The organism is Leclercia sp. EC_58 (genome assembly GCF_019584355.1).
Taxonomy (GTDB): Bacteria; Pseudomonadota; Gammaproteobacteria; order Enterobacterales; family Enterobacteriaceae; genus Enterobacter.
Genome location: NZ_VDAM01000001.1, coordinates 1328444 through 1342822, shown reverse-complemented (window position 1 = coordinate 1342822; position 14379 = coordinate 1328444). Strand labels below are relative to the sequence as shown.

Annotated in this window: 15 protein-coding genes and 1 riboswitch; of the genes, 9 read left to right on the top strand and 6 right to left on the bottom strand. The window is 58.0% G+C overall.

Annotated elements, in window-relative coordinates; translation table 11 throughout:
• The first annotated feature begins 710 nt into the window (after positions 1-710).
• Together purH and purD are read left to right on the top strand one after the other, a co-directional pair.
• The gene (gene purH, locus FHC51_RS06625; RefSeq protein ID WP_103825480.1) at positions 711-2300 is read left to right on the top strand and encodes a bifunctional phosphoribosylaminoimidazolecarboxamide formyltransferase/IMP cyclohydrolase; all 1590 of its coding nucleotides are present in this window, start codon (positions 711-713) and stop codon (positions 2298-2300) included.
• Positions 2301-2315: 15 nt separating this feature from the next.
• Positions 2316-3608: a phosphoribosylamine--glycine ligase gene (gene purD / locus FHC51_RS06620; RefSeq protein ID WP_220435146.1), complete on the top strand. Its 1293-nt coding sequence runs from the start codon at positions 2316-2318 to the stop codon at positions 3606-3608.
• Positions 3609-3651: 43 nt separating this feature from the next.
• Here purD and FHC51_RS06615 read toward each other — a convergent pair whose 3' ends face one another.
• From FHC51_RS06615 to nudC, 6 genes are all read right to left on the bottom strand, one after another.
• Entirely contained in the window at positions 3652-4344 is a 693-nt protein-coding gene (locus FHC51_RS06615; RefSeq protein ID WP_220435145.1) for a DUF1481 domain-containing protein, read from the bottom strand.
• An 11-nt stretch (positions 4345-4355) separates the two neighbouring features.
• Entirely contained in the window at positions 4356-4628 is a 273-nt protein-coding gene (hupA, locus tag FHC51_RS06610) for a nucleoid-associated protein HU-alpha (protein ID WP_032615913.1), read from the bottom strand.
• Between the two features lie 186 nt (positions 4629-4814).
• On the bottom strand, positions 4815-5405 hold the full coding sequence (locus FHC51_RS06605; protein WP_103825477.1) for a YjaG family protein: 591 nt from the start codon (positions 5403-5405) through the stop codon (positions 4815-4817).
• Between the two features lie 41 nt (positions 5406-5446).
• Entirely contained in the window at positions 5447-6118 is a 672-nt protein-coding gene (gene nfi / locus FHC51_RS06600; protein WP_103825476.1) for a deoxyribonuclease V, read from the bottom strand.
• A 9-nt stretch (positions 6119-6127) separates the two neighbouring features.
• Complete coding sequence (gene hemE, locus FHC51_RS06595) at positions 6128-7192, bottom strand: uroporphyrinogen decarboxylase (RefSeq protein ID WP_103825475.1); 1065 nt, start codon at positions 7190-7192, stop codon at positions 6128-6130.
• A gap of 40 nt (positions 7193-7232) precedes the next feature.
• A complete protein-coding gene (gene nudC / locus FHC51_RS06590) occupies positions 7233-8006 on the bottom strand; it encodes an NAD(+) diphosphatase (RefSeq protein WP_220435144.1) in 774 nt (257 codons plus the stop codon).
• Between the two features lie 95 nt (positions 8007-8101).
• Here nudC and rsd point away from each other — a divergent pair, with 95 nt between their 5' ends.
• From rsd to thiH, 7 genes are all read left to right on the top strand, one after another.
• The gene (rsd, locus tag FHC51_RS06585) at positions 8102-8599 is read left to right on the top strand and encodes a sigma D regulator (protein WP_103825473.1); all 498 of its coding nucleotides are present in this window, start codon (positions 8102-8104) and stop codon (positions 8597-8599) included.
• 53 nt (positions 8600-8652) lie between these two features.
• Positions 8653-8761: riboswitch (TPP riboswitch) on the top strand.
• A 77-nt stretch (positions 8762-8838) separates the two neighbouring features.
• Complete coding sequence (gene thiC / locus FHC51_RS06580; protein ID WP_220435143.1) at positions 8839-10734, top strand: phosphomethylpyrimidine synthase ThiC; 1896 nt, start codon at positions 8839-8841, stop codon at positions 10732-10734.
• On the top strand, positions 10734-11369 hold the full coding sequence (gene thiE, locus FHC51_RS06575; protein WP_103825471.1) for a thiamine phosphate synthase: 636 nt from the start codon (positions 10734-10736) through the stop codon (positions 11367-11369). The genes thiC and thiE overlap by 1 nt, the downstream gene beginning before the upstream one ends.
• Positions 11362-12117, top strand: coding sequence for a HesA/MoeB/ThiF family protein (locus FHC51_RS06570; RefSeq protein WP_220435142.1), 756 nt, complete (start codon positions 11362-11364; stop codon positions 12115-12117). Before thiE ends, FHC51_RS06570 begins: the two co-directional genes overlap by 8 nt.
• Positions 12101-12301: a sulfur carrier protein ThiS gene (thiS, locus tag FHC51_RS06565; protein ID WP_103177806.1), complete on the top strand. Its 201-nt coding sequence runs from the start codon at positions 12101-12103 to the stop codon at positions 12299-12301. Before FHC51_RS06570 ends, thiS begins: the two co-directional genes overlap by 17 nt.
• A gap of 1 nt (position 12302) precedes the next feature.
• Positions 12303-13073 carry a thiazole synthase gene (gene thiG / locus FHC51_RS06560; RefSeq protein WP_220435141.1) on the top strand — a complete coding sequence of 257 codons (771 nt, stop codon included), beginning with the start codon at positions 12303-12305 and terminating at the stop codon, positions 13071-13073.
• A complete protein-coding gene (gene thiH / locus FHC51_RS06555; RefSeq protein ID WP_220435140.1) occupies positions 13070-14203 on the top strand; it encodes a 2-iminoacetate synthase ThiH in 1134 nt (377 codons plus the stop codon). The genes thiG and thiH overlap by 4 nt, the downstream gene beginning before the upstream one ends.
• Positions 14204-14379 lie beyond the last annotated feature (176 nt).

Sequence of the window (14379 nt, the reverse complement as noted above, 5' to 3'; positions counted from 1 at the left end):
CTCACAACCCGAAGCTGTTTCACTTCGTGTTGTGAAAATTTGAGAGACTCGAACACACTTAACGTGTGTCGTTTCAATTTTCAGCTTGATCCAGATTTTTAAAGAGCAAAACTTCTTAATGCACTCAAAAGTACATTCAGAAGTTCATCATTCATCAGACAATCTGTGTGAGCACTGCAAAGGCAGGTTCTTTAAGGTAAGGAGGTGATCCAACCGCAGGTTCCCCTACGGTTACCTTGTTACGACTTCACCCCAGTCATGAATCACACAGATTGTCTGATAAATTGTTAAAGAGCAGTGCAACGCGGCTTTCGCTCACCGTTGCGAGGTGGCGTATATTACGCTTTCCTCTTTCAGAGTCAAGCGATTATTTTCGCTTTCTCCTCAACCGGCCCGGCTGTTAGTGTGAAGTGATTCACATCTGCCGTGTCGATGGAGGCGCATTATAGGGAGTTCTCCGGCGCCCGCAACCCTTAAATGTCATAAAAATGACTGACTGCTGCATTCCCCAGCAAAAGCCCGTCTTATACCTGATTACACACAGACTTATCCACAACGTGACGAAAAAGTGAAAATGTGCGAGCGTTGCGCAAACGTTTTCGTTAAAATGCTCGCGCTAAATAAAGCGCCCCGCCAGGTGTGTTAGTTGAGTTTTTATCGGGAAAATTCACCTAACGCTCTCTGTAATCGTCAAATCCAGGGGATTTACCATGCAACAACGTCGTCCAGTCCGCCGCGCTCTGCTCAGTGTTTCTGATAAAGCCGGTATCGTTGAATTCGCTCAGGCACTTTCTGCACGTGGCGTAGAGCTGCTGTCCACAGGCGGTACTGCTCGCCTGTTAGCAGATAAAGGCCTGCCGGTAACCGAAGTGTCCGATTACACCGGCTTCCCGGAAATGATGGATGGACGCGTCAAAACCCTGCACCCGAAAGTCCACGGCGGCATTCTGGGTCGTCGCGGTCAGGATGACGGCATTATGGATCAGCACGGGATTGCGCCAATCGACATGGTGGTTGTTAACCTTTATCCATTCGCCCAGACCGTTGCCCGTGAAGGCTGCTCCCTGGAGGATGCGGTTGAGAATATCGATATCGGCGGCCCAACTATGGTGCGCTCCGCCGCGAAGAACCATAAAGATGTGGCCATCGTCGTAAAGAGCAGCGACTACGACGCCATTATTAAAGAGATGGATGCCAACGAAGGTTCACTGAATCTCGAGACCCGTTTCGACCTCGCCATTAAGGCCTTTGAACATACCGCGGCTTACGACAGCATGATCGCCAACTACTTCGGTAGCCTGGTCCCTGCCTACCACGGCGAAAGCAAAGATCCCTCTGGTCGCTTCTCCCGCACCTTAAACCTGAACTTCATTAAGAAGCAGGATATGCGCTACGGCGAAAACAGCCACCAGCAGGCTGCCTTCTATATAGAAGAAGAGGTTAAAGAAGCCTCCGTTGCTACTGCGCAGCAGGTGCAGGGTAAAGCGCTCTCCTATAACAACATTGCGGATACCGACGCGGCGCTGGAGTGCGTGAAAGAGTTCAGCGAGCCCGCCTGCGTTATCGTGAAGCACGCGAACCCATGCGGCGTGGCGGTCAGCACCTCTATTCTGGATGCATACGATCGTGCGTACAAAACTGACCCGACCTCAGCGTTTGGCGGCATTATCGCGTTTAACCGCGAGCTGGATGCCGAAACCGCCCAGGCGATTATCTCCCGCCAGTTTGTGGAGGTGATCATCGCCCCTTCGGCCACCGAAGACGCCCTGAAAATCACCGCGGCAAAACAGAACGTGCGCGTGCTGGTCTGCGGTCAGTGGGCAGAACGCGTTCCGGGCCTCGACTTCAAGCGTGTGAACGGTGGCCTGCTGGTTCAGGATCGTGACCTGGGCATGGTCAGCGAGAAAGATCTGCGTGTCGTCACCAAACGTCAGCCTACTGAGCAGGAGCTGCGTGACGCGCTGTTCTGCTGGAAAGTGGCGAAGTTCGTGAAATCCAACGCCATCGTCTATGCGAAAGAGAACATGACCATCGGTATAGGCGCGGGCCAGATGAGCCGCGTTTACTCTGCGAAAATCGCCGGGATTAAAGCGGGCGACGAAGGTCTGGAAGTTAAAGGCTCCGCCATGGCGTCCGACGCGTTCTTCCCGTTCCGTGACGGTATCGATGCAGCTGCGGCAGTGGGCATCACCTGCGTGATCCAGCCTGGCGGCTCTATCCGCGACGACGAAGTCATTGCCGCCGCCGATGAACATGGCATCGCGATGATCTTCACCGATATGCGTCATTTCCGCCATTAATTCCCGGAGCAGAGAATGAAAGTATTAGTGATTGGTAACGGCGGGCGCGAGCACGCCCTGGCGTGGAAAGCTGCGCAGTCAGCGCAGGTTGAAACCGTCTTTGTGGCGCCGGGTAATGCCGGTACCGCCCTGGAGCCCACCCTGCAGAACGTCGCTATCGGCGTAACCGATATCCCGGCGCTGCTGAGCTTTGCCCAGAGTGAAAAAATCGATCTGACCATCGTGGGCCCGGAAGCGCCGCTGGTCATTGGCGTGGTAGACGCATTCCGTGCCGCGGGCCTGACCATCTTCGGCCCGACCGAAGGCGCCGCGCAGCTCGAAGGCTCCAAAGCCTTCACCAAAGATTTCCTCGCGCGTCACAACATTCCGACCGCGGAATATCAGAACTTCACCGAAGTGGAGCCCGCGCTGGCCTACTTACGTGAAAAAGGTGCGCCGATCGTCATCAAAGCCGACGGCCTGGCTGCCGGTAAAGGCGTTATCGTGGCGATGACGCTCGAAGAAGCAGAAGCCGCCGTTCAGGATATGCTGGCAGGTAACGCCTTTGGTGATGCAGGCCACCGTATCGTTATTGAAGAGTTTCTTGATGGCGAAGAGGCGAGCTTTATCGTCATGGTCGACGGCGAGCACGTGCTGCCGATGGCCACCAGCCAGGATCATAAGCGCGTTGGCGATGCCGATACCGGCCCGAATACCGGCGGGATGGGGGCTTACTCCCCTGCCCCTGTGGTGACGGATGAAGTTCACCAGCGCACCATGGATCGCATCATCTGGCCAACCGTGAAAGGAATGGCGGCGGAAGGTAACACCTACACCGGTTTCCTTTACGCGGGCCTGATGATCGACAAACAGGGCAACCCGAAGGTTATTGAGTTCAACTGCCGCTTTGGCGATCCAGAAACGCAGCCAATCATGCTGCGTATGAAATCCGATCTGGTGGAGCTGTGCCTGGCGGCCTGCGAAGGCAAGCTGGACGAAAAGAGTTCTGAGTGGGATGAGCGTGCTTCTCTGGGCGTGGTAATTGCGGCGGGCGGTTATCCGGGCAACTACAACACCGGCGATGAGATCCACGGCCTGCCGCTGGAAGCCATCGAAGGCGCGAAGGTATTCCATGCGGGGACTAAGCTCTCCGATGACGAACGCGTGCTGACTAACGGTGGCCGCGTCCTGTGCGCCACGGCGCTGGGCAATACCGTTGCAGAAGCGCAGCAACGCGCCTATGCCCTGATGGCGGATATTCACTGGAACGGTAGCTTCAGCCGTAACGATATTGGTTACCGCGCCATTGCGCGCGAGCAAGGGAAGTAACTCCCTCCTTCACCAGTCCCTCTCCCGCAAGGGAGGGGGATTTTCAGAAACTCTTCTCTGTCGGCTGCCAGGTACAAAAATCTTCGTTCGCCACCAGCAGCAGCTGTGATCCTTCAGGCGCTTCCAGCCACGCCACGCTCACTGCCATGGAGGAGTGACTCTGCCGGCGTGCAATGTGTTCCGTTGCCCAGCTATCGAGATCCGGCTTCAGGGTCTGGCCTTCACACGTTGTCACGGAGCCGTCAACATGCCAGCGCCCCTGATGTAGCACCACCCTTCCCTGTCGCAGCGCGTCGCTGGTCTGGCGAATCTGCGCGGCGCGGTAGCGGTAAAGCTCGATTTGATCGGTAGAGAGTTGCTGTTTAAGGCCACCGGTTTCGTGCTGCATAAAGCTCAGCTCACCGTGGTCATCAAAGCGTACCCGCACATGCTCGGGGACTTTGCTGTAGATATTTATGTCGATCCAGACGAGCGTATCGCCCTGCCAGCGATATTCACTGGTGGTGGTACTGCCGCTGTGCCAGGGGCTAAATGCGGAGAGGAGATGGACTTCATTGTCTGAATCTTTACGCCAGACGCGTACCGCGCCCTGATCGTCAGCGTAGCCGCTGGCGGTAAAAGGCGGCAGGGAGGAGTCATGGCTACAGGCGGTTAATACAAATATGCCCGCCAGCACCGTCACCCGGCGCCAGACAGACAAAAGGGGCGAAACCGCCCCCTCGATAAAACTGTTCACTGCTACGCGGCTTACTTAACTGCGTCTTTCAGTGCTTTGCCAGAAACAAATGCTGGCACGTTGGCTGCAGCGATTTTGATTTCGTTACCGGTCTGCGGGTTGCGGCCAGTACGCTCAGCGCGGTGGTTCACTTTGAAGGTACCGAAACCTACCAGTTGTACAGCATCGCCTTCTTTCAGAGACTCAGTAATTGCAGCCAGGGTGGATTCCAGAGCAGCTTTAGCCTGTACTTTAGACAGGTCAGCTTTGTCCGCAATTACATCAATCAGTTGAGTCTTGTTCATAAGTTATCCTTTCAATGTGTTTATCGCTTGCTAAGCATCGAGTGCGACGAAAATGCCAAAAAAGCACTCTCCTGCATACACGCACCGATAGCCACTTTTTTTCGCCCCCCAAATGTAGACCAGACGGGGGGCAGAAGGGAAGAGTAGAGGCATGACAAAACAGGCGTTAAATCACGTTTTGTTGTCTCACTGGTTAAGATTTATACCAATGTTACTCTCGCCTGCCTCACGCAAGTCTGCACGCAGACCTTTAATCAGTTCGATATCGCGTTCTTCGCACTCCGCCAGCAAACGGAAAATTTCCCACTGGATGTCCCATTCCTGCTCAATGGCCGGGTTCAGACGGAGCTCTTCATCGGTCATTTCACGCCCTTCCTGGGTCATCTCCAGCATCGCTACGGTAGTAATAGAGGCCTTACTGACTTCGATGGCATGTTCCAGCGTTTCACCACTCAGACGCGAGTGAATCAGTTCACTTAGCGCTACACAGGCATCTATCGCCGGGTAGACGCCATAGACATCATAGTCATCGGCAACCGGGATCGCCTCTTCCAGCTTATCGAGCTGGGTGTCGAAGTTCACCTTCGCATCTTTAACCGTCAGCGTTTCCCACACCAGATCGAGAATACGACGATAGAGTTGACCATCACCAAATTCGGTCTGCTTGCAGAACATGGCATAGTTCGGATACATACGTTCGCACAGACAGGCCATAAAAGTGACGTGCTGCCAGCTTTCCAGCTTCTCAAGGCGCAGGTGAATCGGGTTTTGTAACATGATGATGTCTCGAATCGAAAATTGGCCGCAGTTTACCTGATTCAGCGCTGAATTTCCTGCCAACGAACAAACGCCGGACGCCCGGAAGCTACCGCATCGGCCCAGCGGGTCGGCTCCGGTAGCCGGTAGCCCCGCATACAGCGCTGCACCCACGCCAGCGCGGTGTCGGTACTGACGCGATGGCCGGTGGCGACGAACAGTGGATTACACCGGGCTTTGCTGCGCCAGACCCACGCCAGCTGTTCGCCTTTGTCCATCAATGGCGCCAGCGCGCCGGGTTCGGGCGGCAGGGGATCAAACTTGCCGCAGAGGCGTTTTTTCGCCACGCCGATGGTCGGGACATCCACCAGCAGGCCAAAATGGCTGGCGACGCCGAGACGGCGCGGGTGGGAGATGCCATGCCCGTCAACGAACAGCAGATCGGGTCTTTGCGAGAGCTGATCCCACGCCGCCAGCAGCGCGGGATATTCACGAAAAGAGAGGAAGCCGGGGATATACGGCATGGTAGTGGCAATCCGCGCCACCTGGTACTCAACCAGTTCCAGTTCGGGGTACGTCAGCAGCACTATCGCCGCCCGCGTCACCTCTCCCCCCTGCTCAAACCCCACATCGGCCCCCGCAATCAGCGCGGGTGGGTCTTTATCCAGACGATCCTCACGGGATACAGACGCAGCGAGTTTAAGTTGTTGAGCGCGAAGTGACGCAAGATCCATAACGACTCCTTACAGGTGATACTGGGCAGAAAGTCGGTGCACCGCCTCCACAAACACGCCTGCATGCTCTGGCGGTACATCCTGATGAATACCGTGCCCCAGGTTAAAGACATGGCCCTCGCCCTGACCGAAGCCCGCCAAAATGGTCGCGACTTCTTCTTCAATTCGGGCGGCCGGAGCATACAGCATAGACGGATCCATGTTGCCTTGCAGGGCGACTTTGTCACCCACGCGGCGGCGCGCATCGGCAATATCGGTGGTCCAGTCGAGGCCCAGCGCATCACAGCCGGTCTCTGCCATCGCCTCCAGCCACTGGCCTCCGCCTTTGGTGAACAGCGTTACCGGCACGCGACGGCCTTCGTTTTCACGCAGCAGGCCATCAACGATTTTATGCATGTAATAGAGCGAGAACTGCTGATAATCGCGACCGGTCAGTACCCCACCCCAGGTGTCGAAGATCATCACCGACTGGGCGCCCGCTTTGATCTGCGCGTTCAGGTACAGAGTGACGCTCTTCGCCAGCTTATCCAGCAGGGCATGGAGCGCCAGCGGATCGGCGTACATCATCTTTTTGATCACGGTAAAGGCTTTGCTGCTGCCCCCTTCGACCATGTAGGTTGCCAGGGTCCACGGGCTGCCGGAGAAACCGATCAGCGGCACTTCGCCTTTCAGCTCGCGGCGAATGGTGCGCACCGCATTCATCACATAACCGAGTTCCTGCTCCGGGTCCGGGACAGGCAGGTTGTCGATGTCCGCTTTGCTCTTAATCGGCGAGCTAAAGCGCGGGCCTTCGCCGGTTTCGAAGTACAGGCCAAGCCCCATCGCGTCCGGTATGGTCAGAATGTCAGAGAAGAGGATCGCCGCGTCCAGCGGGTAGCGGCGCAGCGGCTGAAGCGTGACTTCACAGGCCAGCTCCGCGTTTTTGCACAGGGACATGAAATCGCCTGCCTGCGCCCGGGTGGCTTTATATTCCGGTAAATAGCGACCCGCCTGGCGCATCATCCATACCGGGGTGACATCAACGGGTTGGCGCAGCAGCGCACGCAGATAACGATCGTTCTTCAGTTCGGTCATTTTTGCAGTTCCTTAAGCGTCTTGTCCCCAGTGTATCACGTCATTCATAGTCGGCCCGACACATTGCCACGGTATCTTCTATCAGGCGACGCGCCACGGTGCCTGGCGGCGGGAGCAGCGGTAAATCGTCGTAGCGATACCAGTTGGCTGACAGCAGCTCTTTCGGGTCGATGACGATCTCGCCGCTGTCGTACTCGGCCATAAAAGCGGTCATCAGCGACTGTGGGAACGGCCAGGGCTGGGAGGTGACATAGCGCAGGTTCTTCACCTTGATGCCGCTCTCTTCCATCACTTCCCGGGCGACGGCCTGCTCCAGGGTTTCGCCCACTTCGACAAACCCGGCCAACACGGTATGCACCCCGTTACGATGACGCGTGTGCTGCGCCAGCAGGATGGTCTCTTCACGACGAATGGCGACGATGATGCACGGCGCGATTTGCGGGTAGTAGCGTTCGCGGCAGTGGCTGCAAAGCATGGCCCACTCGGTTTTGCTTGGGTGCATGGTGTGACCACAGTAGCCGCAGTATTTATGCGAGCGATAAAACTCGGCCAACTGCACAGCACGCCCGGCCAACTGGAACAGACCCACATCGAGATCGAGCACCTGGCGTACCGATCCCATATCGTGACGGCGATTTTGTTGGATCAACCACACAGGATCGCCCTGCCACTCCCCGATATTGAGTGCGGGTTGACCCGCAAGATCGAAATTTCCGGCCTCGCCATGTGGTAATTCACCACCGGGCAACCATAATTTCTGTTCATGGCTGACGAACCACCAGCCGCGATCCGATTTTTCAATTATACGATCCATATCTATTGCACTACCTTTGCTTCACAGGCATGTTGGTAACAATACTATTACATTTTGGGTGGGCAGCTTTTAATCTTAACCTTGCGGAGTCAAACATGCTAAACCAGCTAGAAAACCTGACAGAGCGCGTTGGCGGATGTAACAACCTGGTCGATCGCTGGCTGCACGTGCGCAAACATCTGCTTGTTGCCTACTACAACCTCGTTGGCATTAAGCCTGGCAAAGAGTCCTATATGCGTCTGAATGAAAAAGCGCTGGACGATTTCTGTCAGAGCCTGGTCGACTACCTTTCTAACGGCCATTTCAATATTTATGAGCGCATTATCGGTGAAATGGAAGGGAACAGCCCGTTTTTAGCGGCCACCAAACTCTATCCCCTGCTGGAAGCCAATACCCAGCAAATCATGGATTATTACGACTCCACGCTTGAGAATGCCATCGATCAGGATAATTATCTGGAATTTCAGCAGGCGCTCTCTGATATCGGCGAGGCGCTGGAGCAGCGATTTACGCTAGAAGATAACCTGATCGCCCTTGCGCTGGATCACAATTTGAAAGCGAGTAACGAAGATAACGTCGCCCGACCGGCTTGAGTTATTTATCGTTAACGCGTAATTTACATTTACTGCTCCCGCTGTAGGGGAGCACATTCTTGTCGGAGTGCCCAGTGCGAAAGCCGGGCTGAGACCGTTAATTCGGGATCCGCGGAACCTGATCAGGTTAAAACCTGCGAAGGGAACAAGAGTCAATCTGTCATGTATCGCCACTGGGCGATCCTCTCTTGCTTCATCCGTCGTCTGACAAGCCACTTCCTCACTTTCTGGAACGAGCTATGTCTGCCACAAAATTGACCCGCCGCGAACAGCGCGCACAAGCCCAACACTTTATTGACACTCTGGAAGGCACCGCTTTCCCTAACTCAAAACGCATCTATCTGACCGGCTCCCGGGAGGACATTCGCGTGCCCATGCGCGAGATCCAACTCAGCCCGACGCTCGTCGGCGGCAGCAAAGAGGATCCGCAGTTTGAAGAGAACGAAGCGGTGCCGGTCTACGACACCTCCGGCCCGTACGGCGATCCGGCGATAACCATCAACGTGCAGCAGGGGCTGGCGAAACTGCGCCAACCGTGGATTGACGCACGTAACGACTGCGAAGCGCTAACCGAACAAAGCTCAGCTTACACCCGGGAGCGTCTGGCCGATGATGGTCTGGACGAGCTGCGCTTCTCCGGCCTTCTTACGCCGAAACGTGCCAGAGCGGGCAAATGCGTCACCCAGCTGCACTACGCCCGTCAGGGGATCGTAACCCCGGAGATGGAGTTTATCGCCATTCGCGAAAACATGGGCCGCGAGCGCATCCGTACCGACGTGCTGCGCCACCAGCATCCGGGCGAAGGGTTTGGTGCCCGCCTGCCGGAAAACATCACCCCGGAGTTTGTCCGTGACGAAGTCGCCGCCGGACGCGCCATTATCCCGGCCAACATTAACCACCCGGAGTCGGAGCCGATGATTATCGGTCGTAACTTCCTGGTGAAAGTGAACGCCAACATCGGTAACTCAGCGGTCACCTCGTCTATCGAAGAGGAGGTGGAGAAACTGGTCTGGTCAACCCGCTGGGGCGCGGACACGGTGATGGACCTCTCTACCGGGCGCTATATTCACGAAACCCGCGAATGGATCCTGCGTAACAGCCCGGTGCCCATTGGTGCGGTGCCCATCTACCAGGCGCTGGAGAAGGTGAACGGCATCGCCGAAGATCTCACCTGGGAGGCATTCCGGGATACCCTGCTGGAGCAGGCCGAGCAAGGCGTCGACTACTTCACCATCCACGCCGGCGTGCTGCTGCGCTACGTGCCGATGACGGCGAAACGCCTGACCGGCATCGTCTCCCGCGGCGGTTCAATCATGGCGAAATGGTGCCTCTCCCACCATCGGGAAAACTTCCTCTATGAACACTTCCGCGAAATCTGCGAGATCTGCGCCGCGTACGACGTGTCGCTATCGCTGGGCGATGGCCTGCGTCCGGGCTCCATTCGCGATGCCAACGACGAGGCGCAGTTTGCCGAGCTGCACACCCTGGGCGAGCTGACCAAAATCGCCTGGGAGTATGACGTGCAGGTGATGATCGAAGGCCCGGGCCACGTGCCGATGCAGATGATCCGCCGCAACATGACCGAAGAGCTGGAGCACTGTCACGAAGCGCCGTTCTATACCCTGGGGCCGTTGACCACCGACATCGCACCGGGTTATGACCACTTCACCTCCGGGATTGGCGCGGCGATGATCGGCTGGTTCGGCTGCGCCATGCTCTGCTACGTCACGCCGAAAGAGCACCTCGGCCTGCCGAACAAAGAGGATGTGAAGCAGGGGCTGATCACCTACAAAATTGCCGCCCACGCTGCCGATCTGGCGAAGGGCCATCCGGGGGCACAGATCCGCGATAACGCCTTGTCGAAAGCCCGCTTCGAGTTCCGCTGGGAAGATCAGTTCAACCTCGCCCTCGACCCGTTCACCGCCCGCGCCTACCACGACGAAACCCTGCCGCAGGAGTCCGGCAAAGTGGCGCACTTCTGCTCCATGTGCGGGCCAAAATTCTGCTCGATGAAAATCAGCCAGGAGGTGCGTGACTACGCCGCCGCGCAGACCATCGAAGTGGGCATGGCCGACATGTCAGAAACCTTCCGCGCCCGGGGCGGCGAAATCTACCTCAAAAAAGAGGAGGCGTAATGTATCAACCCAACTTTCCGCCGGTCCCGTTTCGTCTGGGACTCTATCCGGTGGTCGACAGCGTGGCCTGGATCGAACGCCTGCTCGCTGCGGGTGTAAAAACGATCCAGCTGCGCATCAAAGATAAACAGGACGATGAGGTGGAAGCCGACGTTGTCGCGGCCATTGCTCTGGGGCGTCGCTACGACGCCCGCCTGTTTATCAATGACTACTGGCGCCTGGCGATCAAGCATCAGGCGTACGGTGTGCATCTCGGTCAGGAGGATCTGGAGACCACCGATATTGAGGCCATTCGTGCCGCCGGGTTGCGTCTCGGCGTGTCGACCCACGACGATATGGAGATCGACGTGGCGCTGGCGGCGCGTCCATCCTACATCGCGCTGGGGCACGTTTTCCCGACCCAAACCAAGCAGATGCCATCGGCTCCGCAGGGGCTGGAACAGCTGGCCCGCCATATCGACCGGCTCGGGGATTACCCTACCGTCGCCATCGGCGGTATCAGCCTCGAACGCGCGCCCGCGGTCCTGGCGACCGGTGTAGGGAGTATCGCGGTGGTGAGCGCCATTACCCAGGCCGACGACTGGCAGGCGGCGACAACACAGCTACTGCAACTGGCGGGGGCGGGCGATGAATGACCGTGACTTTATGCGCTACAGCCGCCAGATCCTGCTGGAAGATATCGCCATCGACGGGCAGCAAAAGCTGCTCGCCAGCCGGGTGCTGGTGGTCGGCCTGGGCGGATTAGGTGCCCCGGCGGCGCTCTACCTGGCCGGCGCCGGGATCGGCACTCTGGTTTTGGCCGACAACGACGAGGTTCATCTGAGTAATTTGCAGCGCCAAATCCTCTTTACCACTGACGATATCGCCCAGCCAAAAGCGCAGGTGACAGAGCGTCGCCTGCAGCAGCTCAATCCCGACATCCAGCTGATCGCCCTGCAGACCCGCCTGGAAGGCCGCGCGCTGGAGGAAGAGATTGCCCGCGCCGACGTGGTGCTGGACTGCACCGATAACATGGCTACCCGTCAGGCGATCAATGCCGCCTGTGTGATGCTCAATACGCCACTTATCACCGCCAGTGCGGTGGGCTTTGGCGGACAGATGATGGTGCTGACGCCCCCCTGGACGCAGGGCTGCTACCGCTGCCTGTGGCCGGAGGATGACGAGCCGCAGCGTAACTGCCGCACCGCGGGTATTGTCGGGCCGGTGGTTGGCGTGATGGGCACCCTGCAGGCGCTGGAGGCGATCAAGCTGCTCAGCGGCATCGAGGCCACGCGCAATACGCTACGCCTGTTCGATGCCCGGGCGGGAAGCTGGCGGCAGCTGGCTTTACAGCGCGCCAGCGGATGCCAGGTGTGTGGAGGGCGGCATGCGGATCCTGTTTAACGACGAACCGATGCAGTGCGTGGAGGGATTAACCGTCGCCACCCTGCTCTCCCAGCTATGCCAGTTAAAACCCGGGGTCGCGCTGGCCCTGAATCAACAGATCCTGCCGCGCGAGCAGTGGGAAAAACAGCAGGTGCGCGAAGGCGATCAGATCCTGCTCTTTCAGGTGATTGCCGGAGGCTGAGATGTTACGTATTGCTGATAAAACCTTTGATTCACATCTGTTTACCGGCACGGGAAAATTCGCCTCACCGCAGCTGATGGTGGACGCGATCCGGGAGAGCGGCAGCCAGCTGGTGACGCTGGCCATGAAGCGGGTCGATCTGCGTAATCACAACGACGCGATTCTGGCGCCGCTGCTGGAGGCGGGCGTGAGCCTGCTGCCCAATACCTCCGGCGCCAAAACCGCGGAAGAGGCGCTATTTGCGGCCCGGCTGGCGCGCGAAGCGCTGGGAACGCACTGGCTCAAACTGGAGATCCATCCCGACGCTCGCTGGCTGCTGCCCGATCCCATCGAGACGCTAAAGGCGGCAGAGATGCTGGCGAAAGAGGGGTTCACCGTGCTGCCCTACTGCGGCGCCGATCCGGTGCTGTGCAAACGGCTCGAAGAGGCAGGCTGTGCGGCGGTGATGCCGCTCGGGGCGCCGATAGGCTCCAATCAGGGGCTGGAAACCCGCGCGATGCTGGAGATTATTATTCAGCAGGCAACCGTGCCGGTGATCGTCGATGCCGGGATCGGCGTACCCAGCCACGCCGCGCAGGCGCTGGAGATGGGTGCCGATGCCGTACTGGTCAACACCGCCATTGCGGTCTCGGACGATCCGGTGATGATGGCGCGGGCGTTTCGTCTGGCGGTGGAGGCTGGCGTGCTGGCACGCCAGTCTGGCCCTGGCGCCCGGAGCGTTGAAGCCCACGCCACCAGCCCGTTAACCGGATTTCTGGAGGCGTTATCATGAAAACCTTTACCGATCGCTGGCGCCAGCTCGACTGGGACGATATTCGCCTGCGTATCAACAGTAAAACCCCTGCAGATGTGGAGCGGGCATTAAACGCCCGCCAGCTTACCCGCGAAGATATGATGGCCCTGCTCTCCCCCGCCGCCAGTGGCTATCTGGAGCCGATGGCGCAGCGAGCCCAACGGCTGACCCGTCAGCGCTTTGGCAACACGGTGAGCTTTTATGTTCCGCTTTATCTCTCCAACCTCTGCGCGAACGACTGCACCTACTGCGGCTTCTCCATGAGCAACCACATCAAGCGCAAAACGCTGGATGAAAACGAAATTGCCCGGGAGTGCGCCACGATCCGCGAGATGGGGTTTGAGCACCTGCTGCTGGTCACCGGCGAACACCAGACCAAAGTCGGAATGGGCTATTTTCGCCGCCATATCCCGGCGATTCGCCGCCAGTTCGCCTCATTGCAGATGGAAGTTCAACCGCTGTCAGAGGCAGAGTATGGCGAACTGAAAACGCTGGGGCTGGATGGCGTGCTGGTCTATCAGGAGACCTACCATGAGGCGGTGTATGCCCAGCACCATCTGAAAGGTAAAAAGCAGGATTTCTTCTGGCGGCTGGAGACCCCGGATCGGCTGGGACGCGCCGGGATCGACAAGATCGGCCTCGGGGCGCTGACCGGTCTTTCCGACAGCTGGCGCGTCGATAACTTTATGGTGGCGGAACATCTGCTGTGGCTGCAGCAGCACTACTGGCAGAGCCGGTATTCAATCTCTTTTCCCCGGCTGCGACCCTGCGCCGGCGGGATCCAGCCCGCGTCGATCATGGATGAACGCCAGCTGGTGCAGACCATCTGCGCGTTTCGTCTGCTGGCACCGGAGGTGGAGCTGTCGCTCTCCACCCGGGAATCTCCCGCGTTTCGCGATCGCGTCATTCCCCTGGCGATCAATAACGTCAGCGCCTTTTCAAAAACCCAGCCCGGCGGCTATGCCGATGATCATCCCGAGCTGGAGCAGTTTGCGCCGCACGACAACCGTCGCCCGGAAGCTGTCGCCGAGGCGCTCAGTCTGCAGGGTTTACAGCCGGTCTGGAAAGACTGGGACAGCTGGCTGGGACGCGCCTCGCAATCAGGCTGAAAAAAACGGTAATCCGGTGAAGTTATTACGAGGCGTCACGTAACCTCATCAACGGGCCATTGCTGTAACGCGCCCGGATTTTTTACGCTTGTTTCGTCAGCAGAGGATGCTGACCAGGGCGGAAAGCTTCTTCCTCGTTTCGCCCTGCCCTCCCCATTCTGTAACAGTTGTAACCG

Excerpts from the sequence above, each read along its gene's own strand:
- purH (WP_103825480.1), top strand. The coding sequence starts at position 711 with ATGCAACAACGTCGTCCAGTCCGCCGCGCTCTGCTCAGTGTTTCTGAT.
- purD (WP_220435146.1), top strand. The coding sequence starts at position 2,316 with ATGAAAGTATTAGTGATTGGTAACGGCGGGCGCGAGCACGCCCTGGCG.
- hupA (WP_032615913.1), bottom strand. The coding sequence starts at position 4,628 with ATGAACAAGACTCAACTGATTGATGTAATTGCGGACAAAGCTGACCTG.
- FHC51_RS06605 (WP_103825477.1), bottom strand. The coding sequence starts at position 5,405 with ATGTTACAAAACCCGATTCACCTGCGCCTTGAGAAGCTGGAAAGCTGG.
- nfi (WP_103825476.1), bottom strand. The coding sequence starts at position 6,118 with ATGGATCTTGCGTCACTTCGCGCTCAACAACTTAAACTCGCTGCGTCT.
- hemE (WP_103825475.1), bottom strand. The coding sequence starts at position 7,192 with ATGACCGAACTGAAGAACGATCGTTATCTGCGTGCGCTGCTGCGCCAA.
- nudC (WP_220435144.1), bottom strand. The coding sequence starts at position 8,006 with ATGGATCGTATAATTGAAAAATCGGATCGCGGCTGGTGGTTCGTCAGC.
- rsd (WP_103825473.1), top strand. The coding sequence starts at position 8,102 with ATGCTAAACCAGCTAGAAAACCTGACAGAGCGCGTTGGCGGATGTAAC.
- thiC (WP_220435143.1), top strand. The coding sequence starts at position 8,839 with ATGTCTGCCACAAAATTGACCCGCCGCGAACAGCGCGCACAAGCCCAA.
- thiE (WP_103825471.1), top strand. The coding sequence starts at position 10,734 with ATGTATCAACCCAACTTTCCGCCGGTCCCGTTTCGTCTGGGACTCTAT.
- FHC51_RS06570 (WP_220435142.1), top strand. The coding sequence starts at position 11,362 with ATGAATGACCGTGACTTTATGCGCTACAGCCGCCAGATCCTGCTGGAA.
- thiS (WP_103177806.1), top strand. The coding sequence starts at position 12,101 with ATGCGGATCCTGTTTAACGACGAACCGATGCAGTGCGTGGAGGGATTA.
- thiG (WP_220435141.1), top strand. The coding sequence starts at position 12,303 with ATGTTACGTATTGCTGATAAAACCTTTGATTCACATCTGTTTACCGGC.
- thiH (WP_220435140.1), top strand. The coding sequence starts at position 13,070 with ATGAAAACCTTTACCGATCGCTGGCGCCAGCTCGACTGGGACGATATT.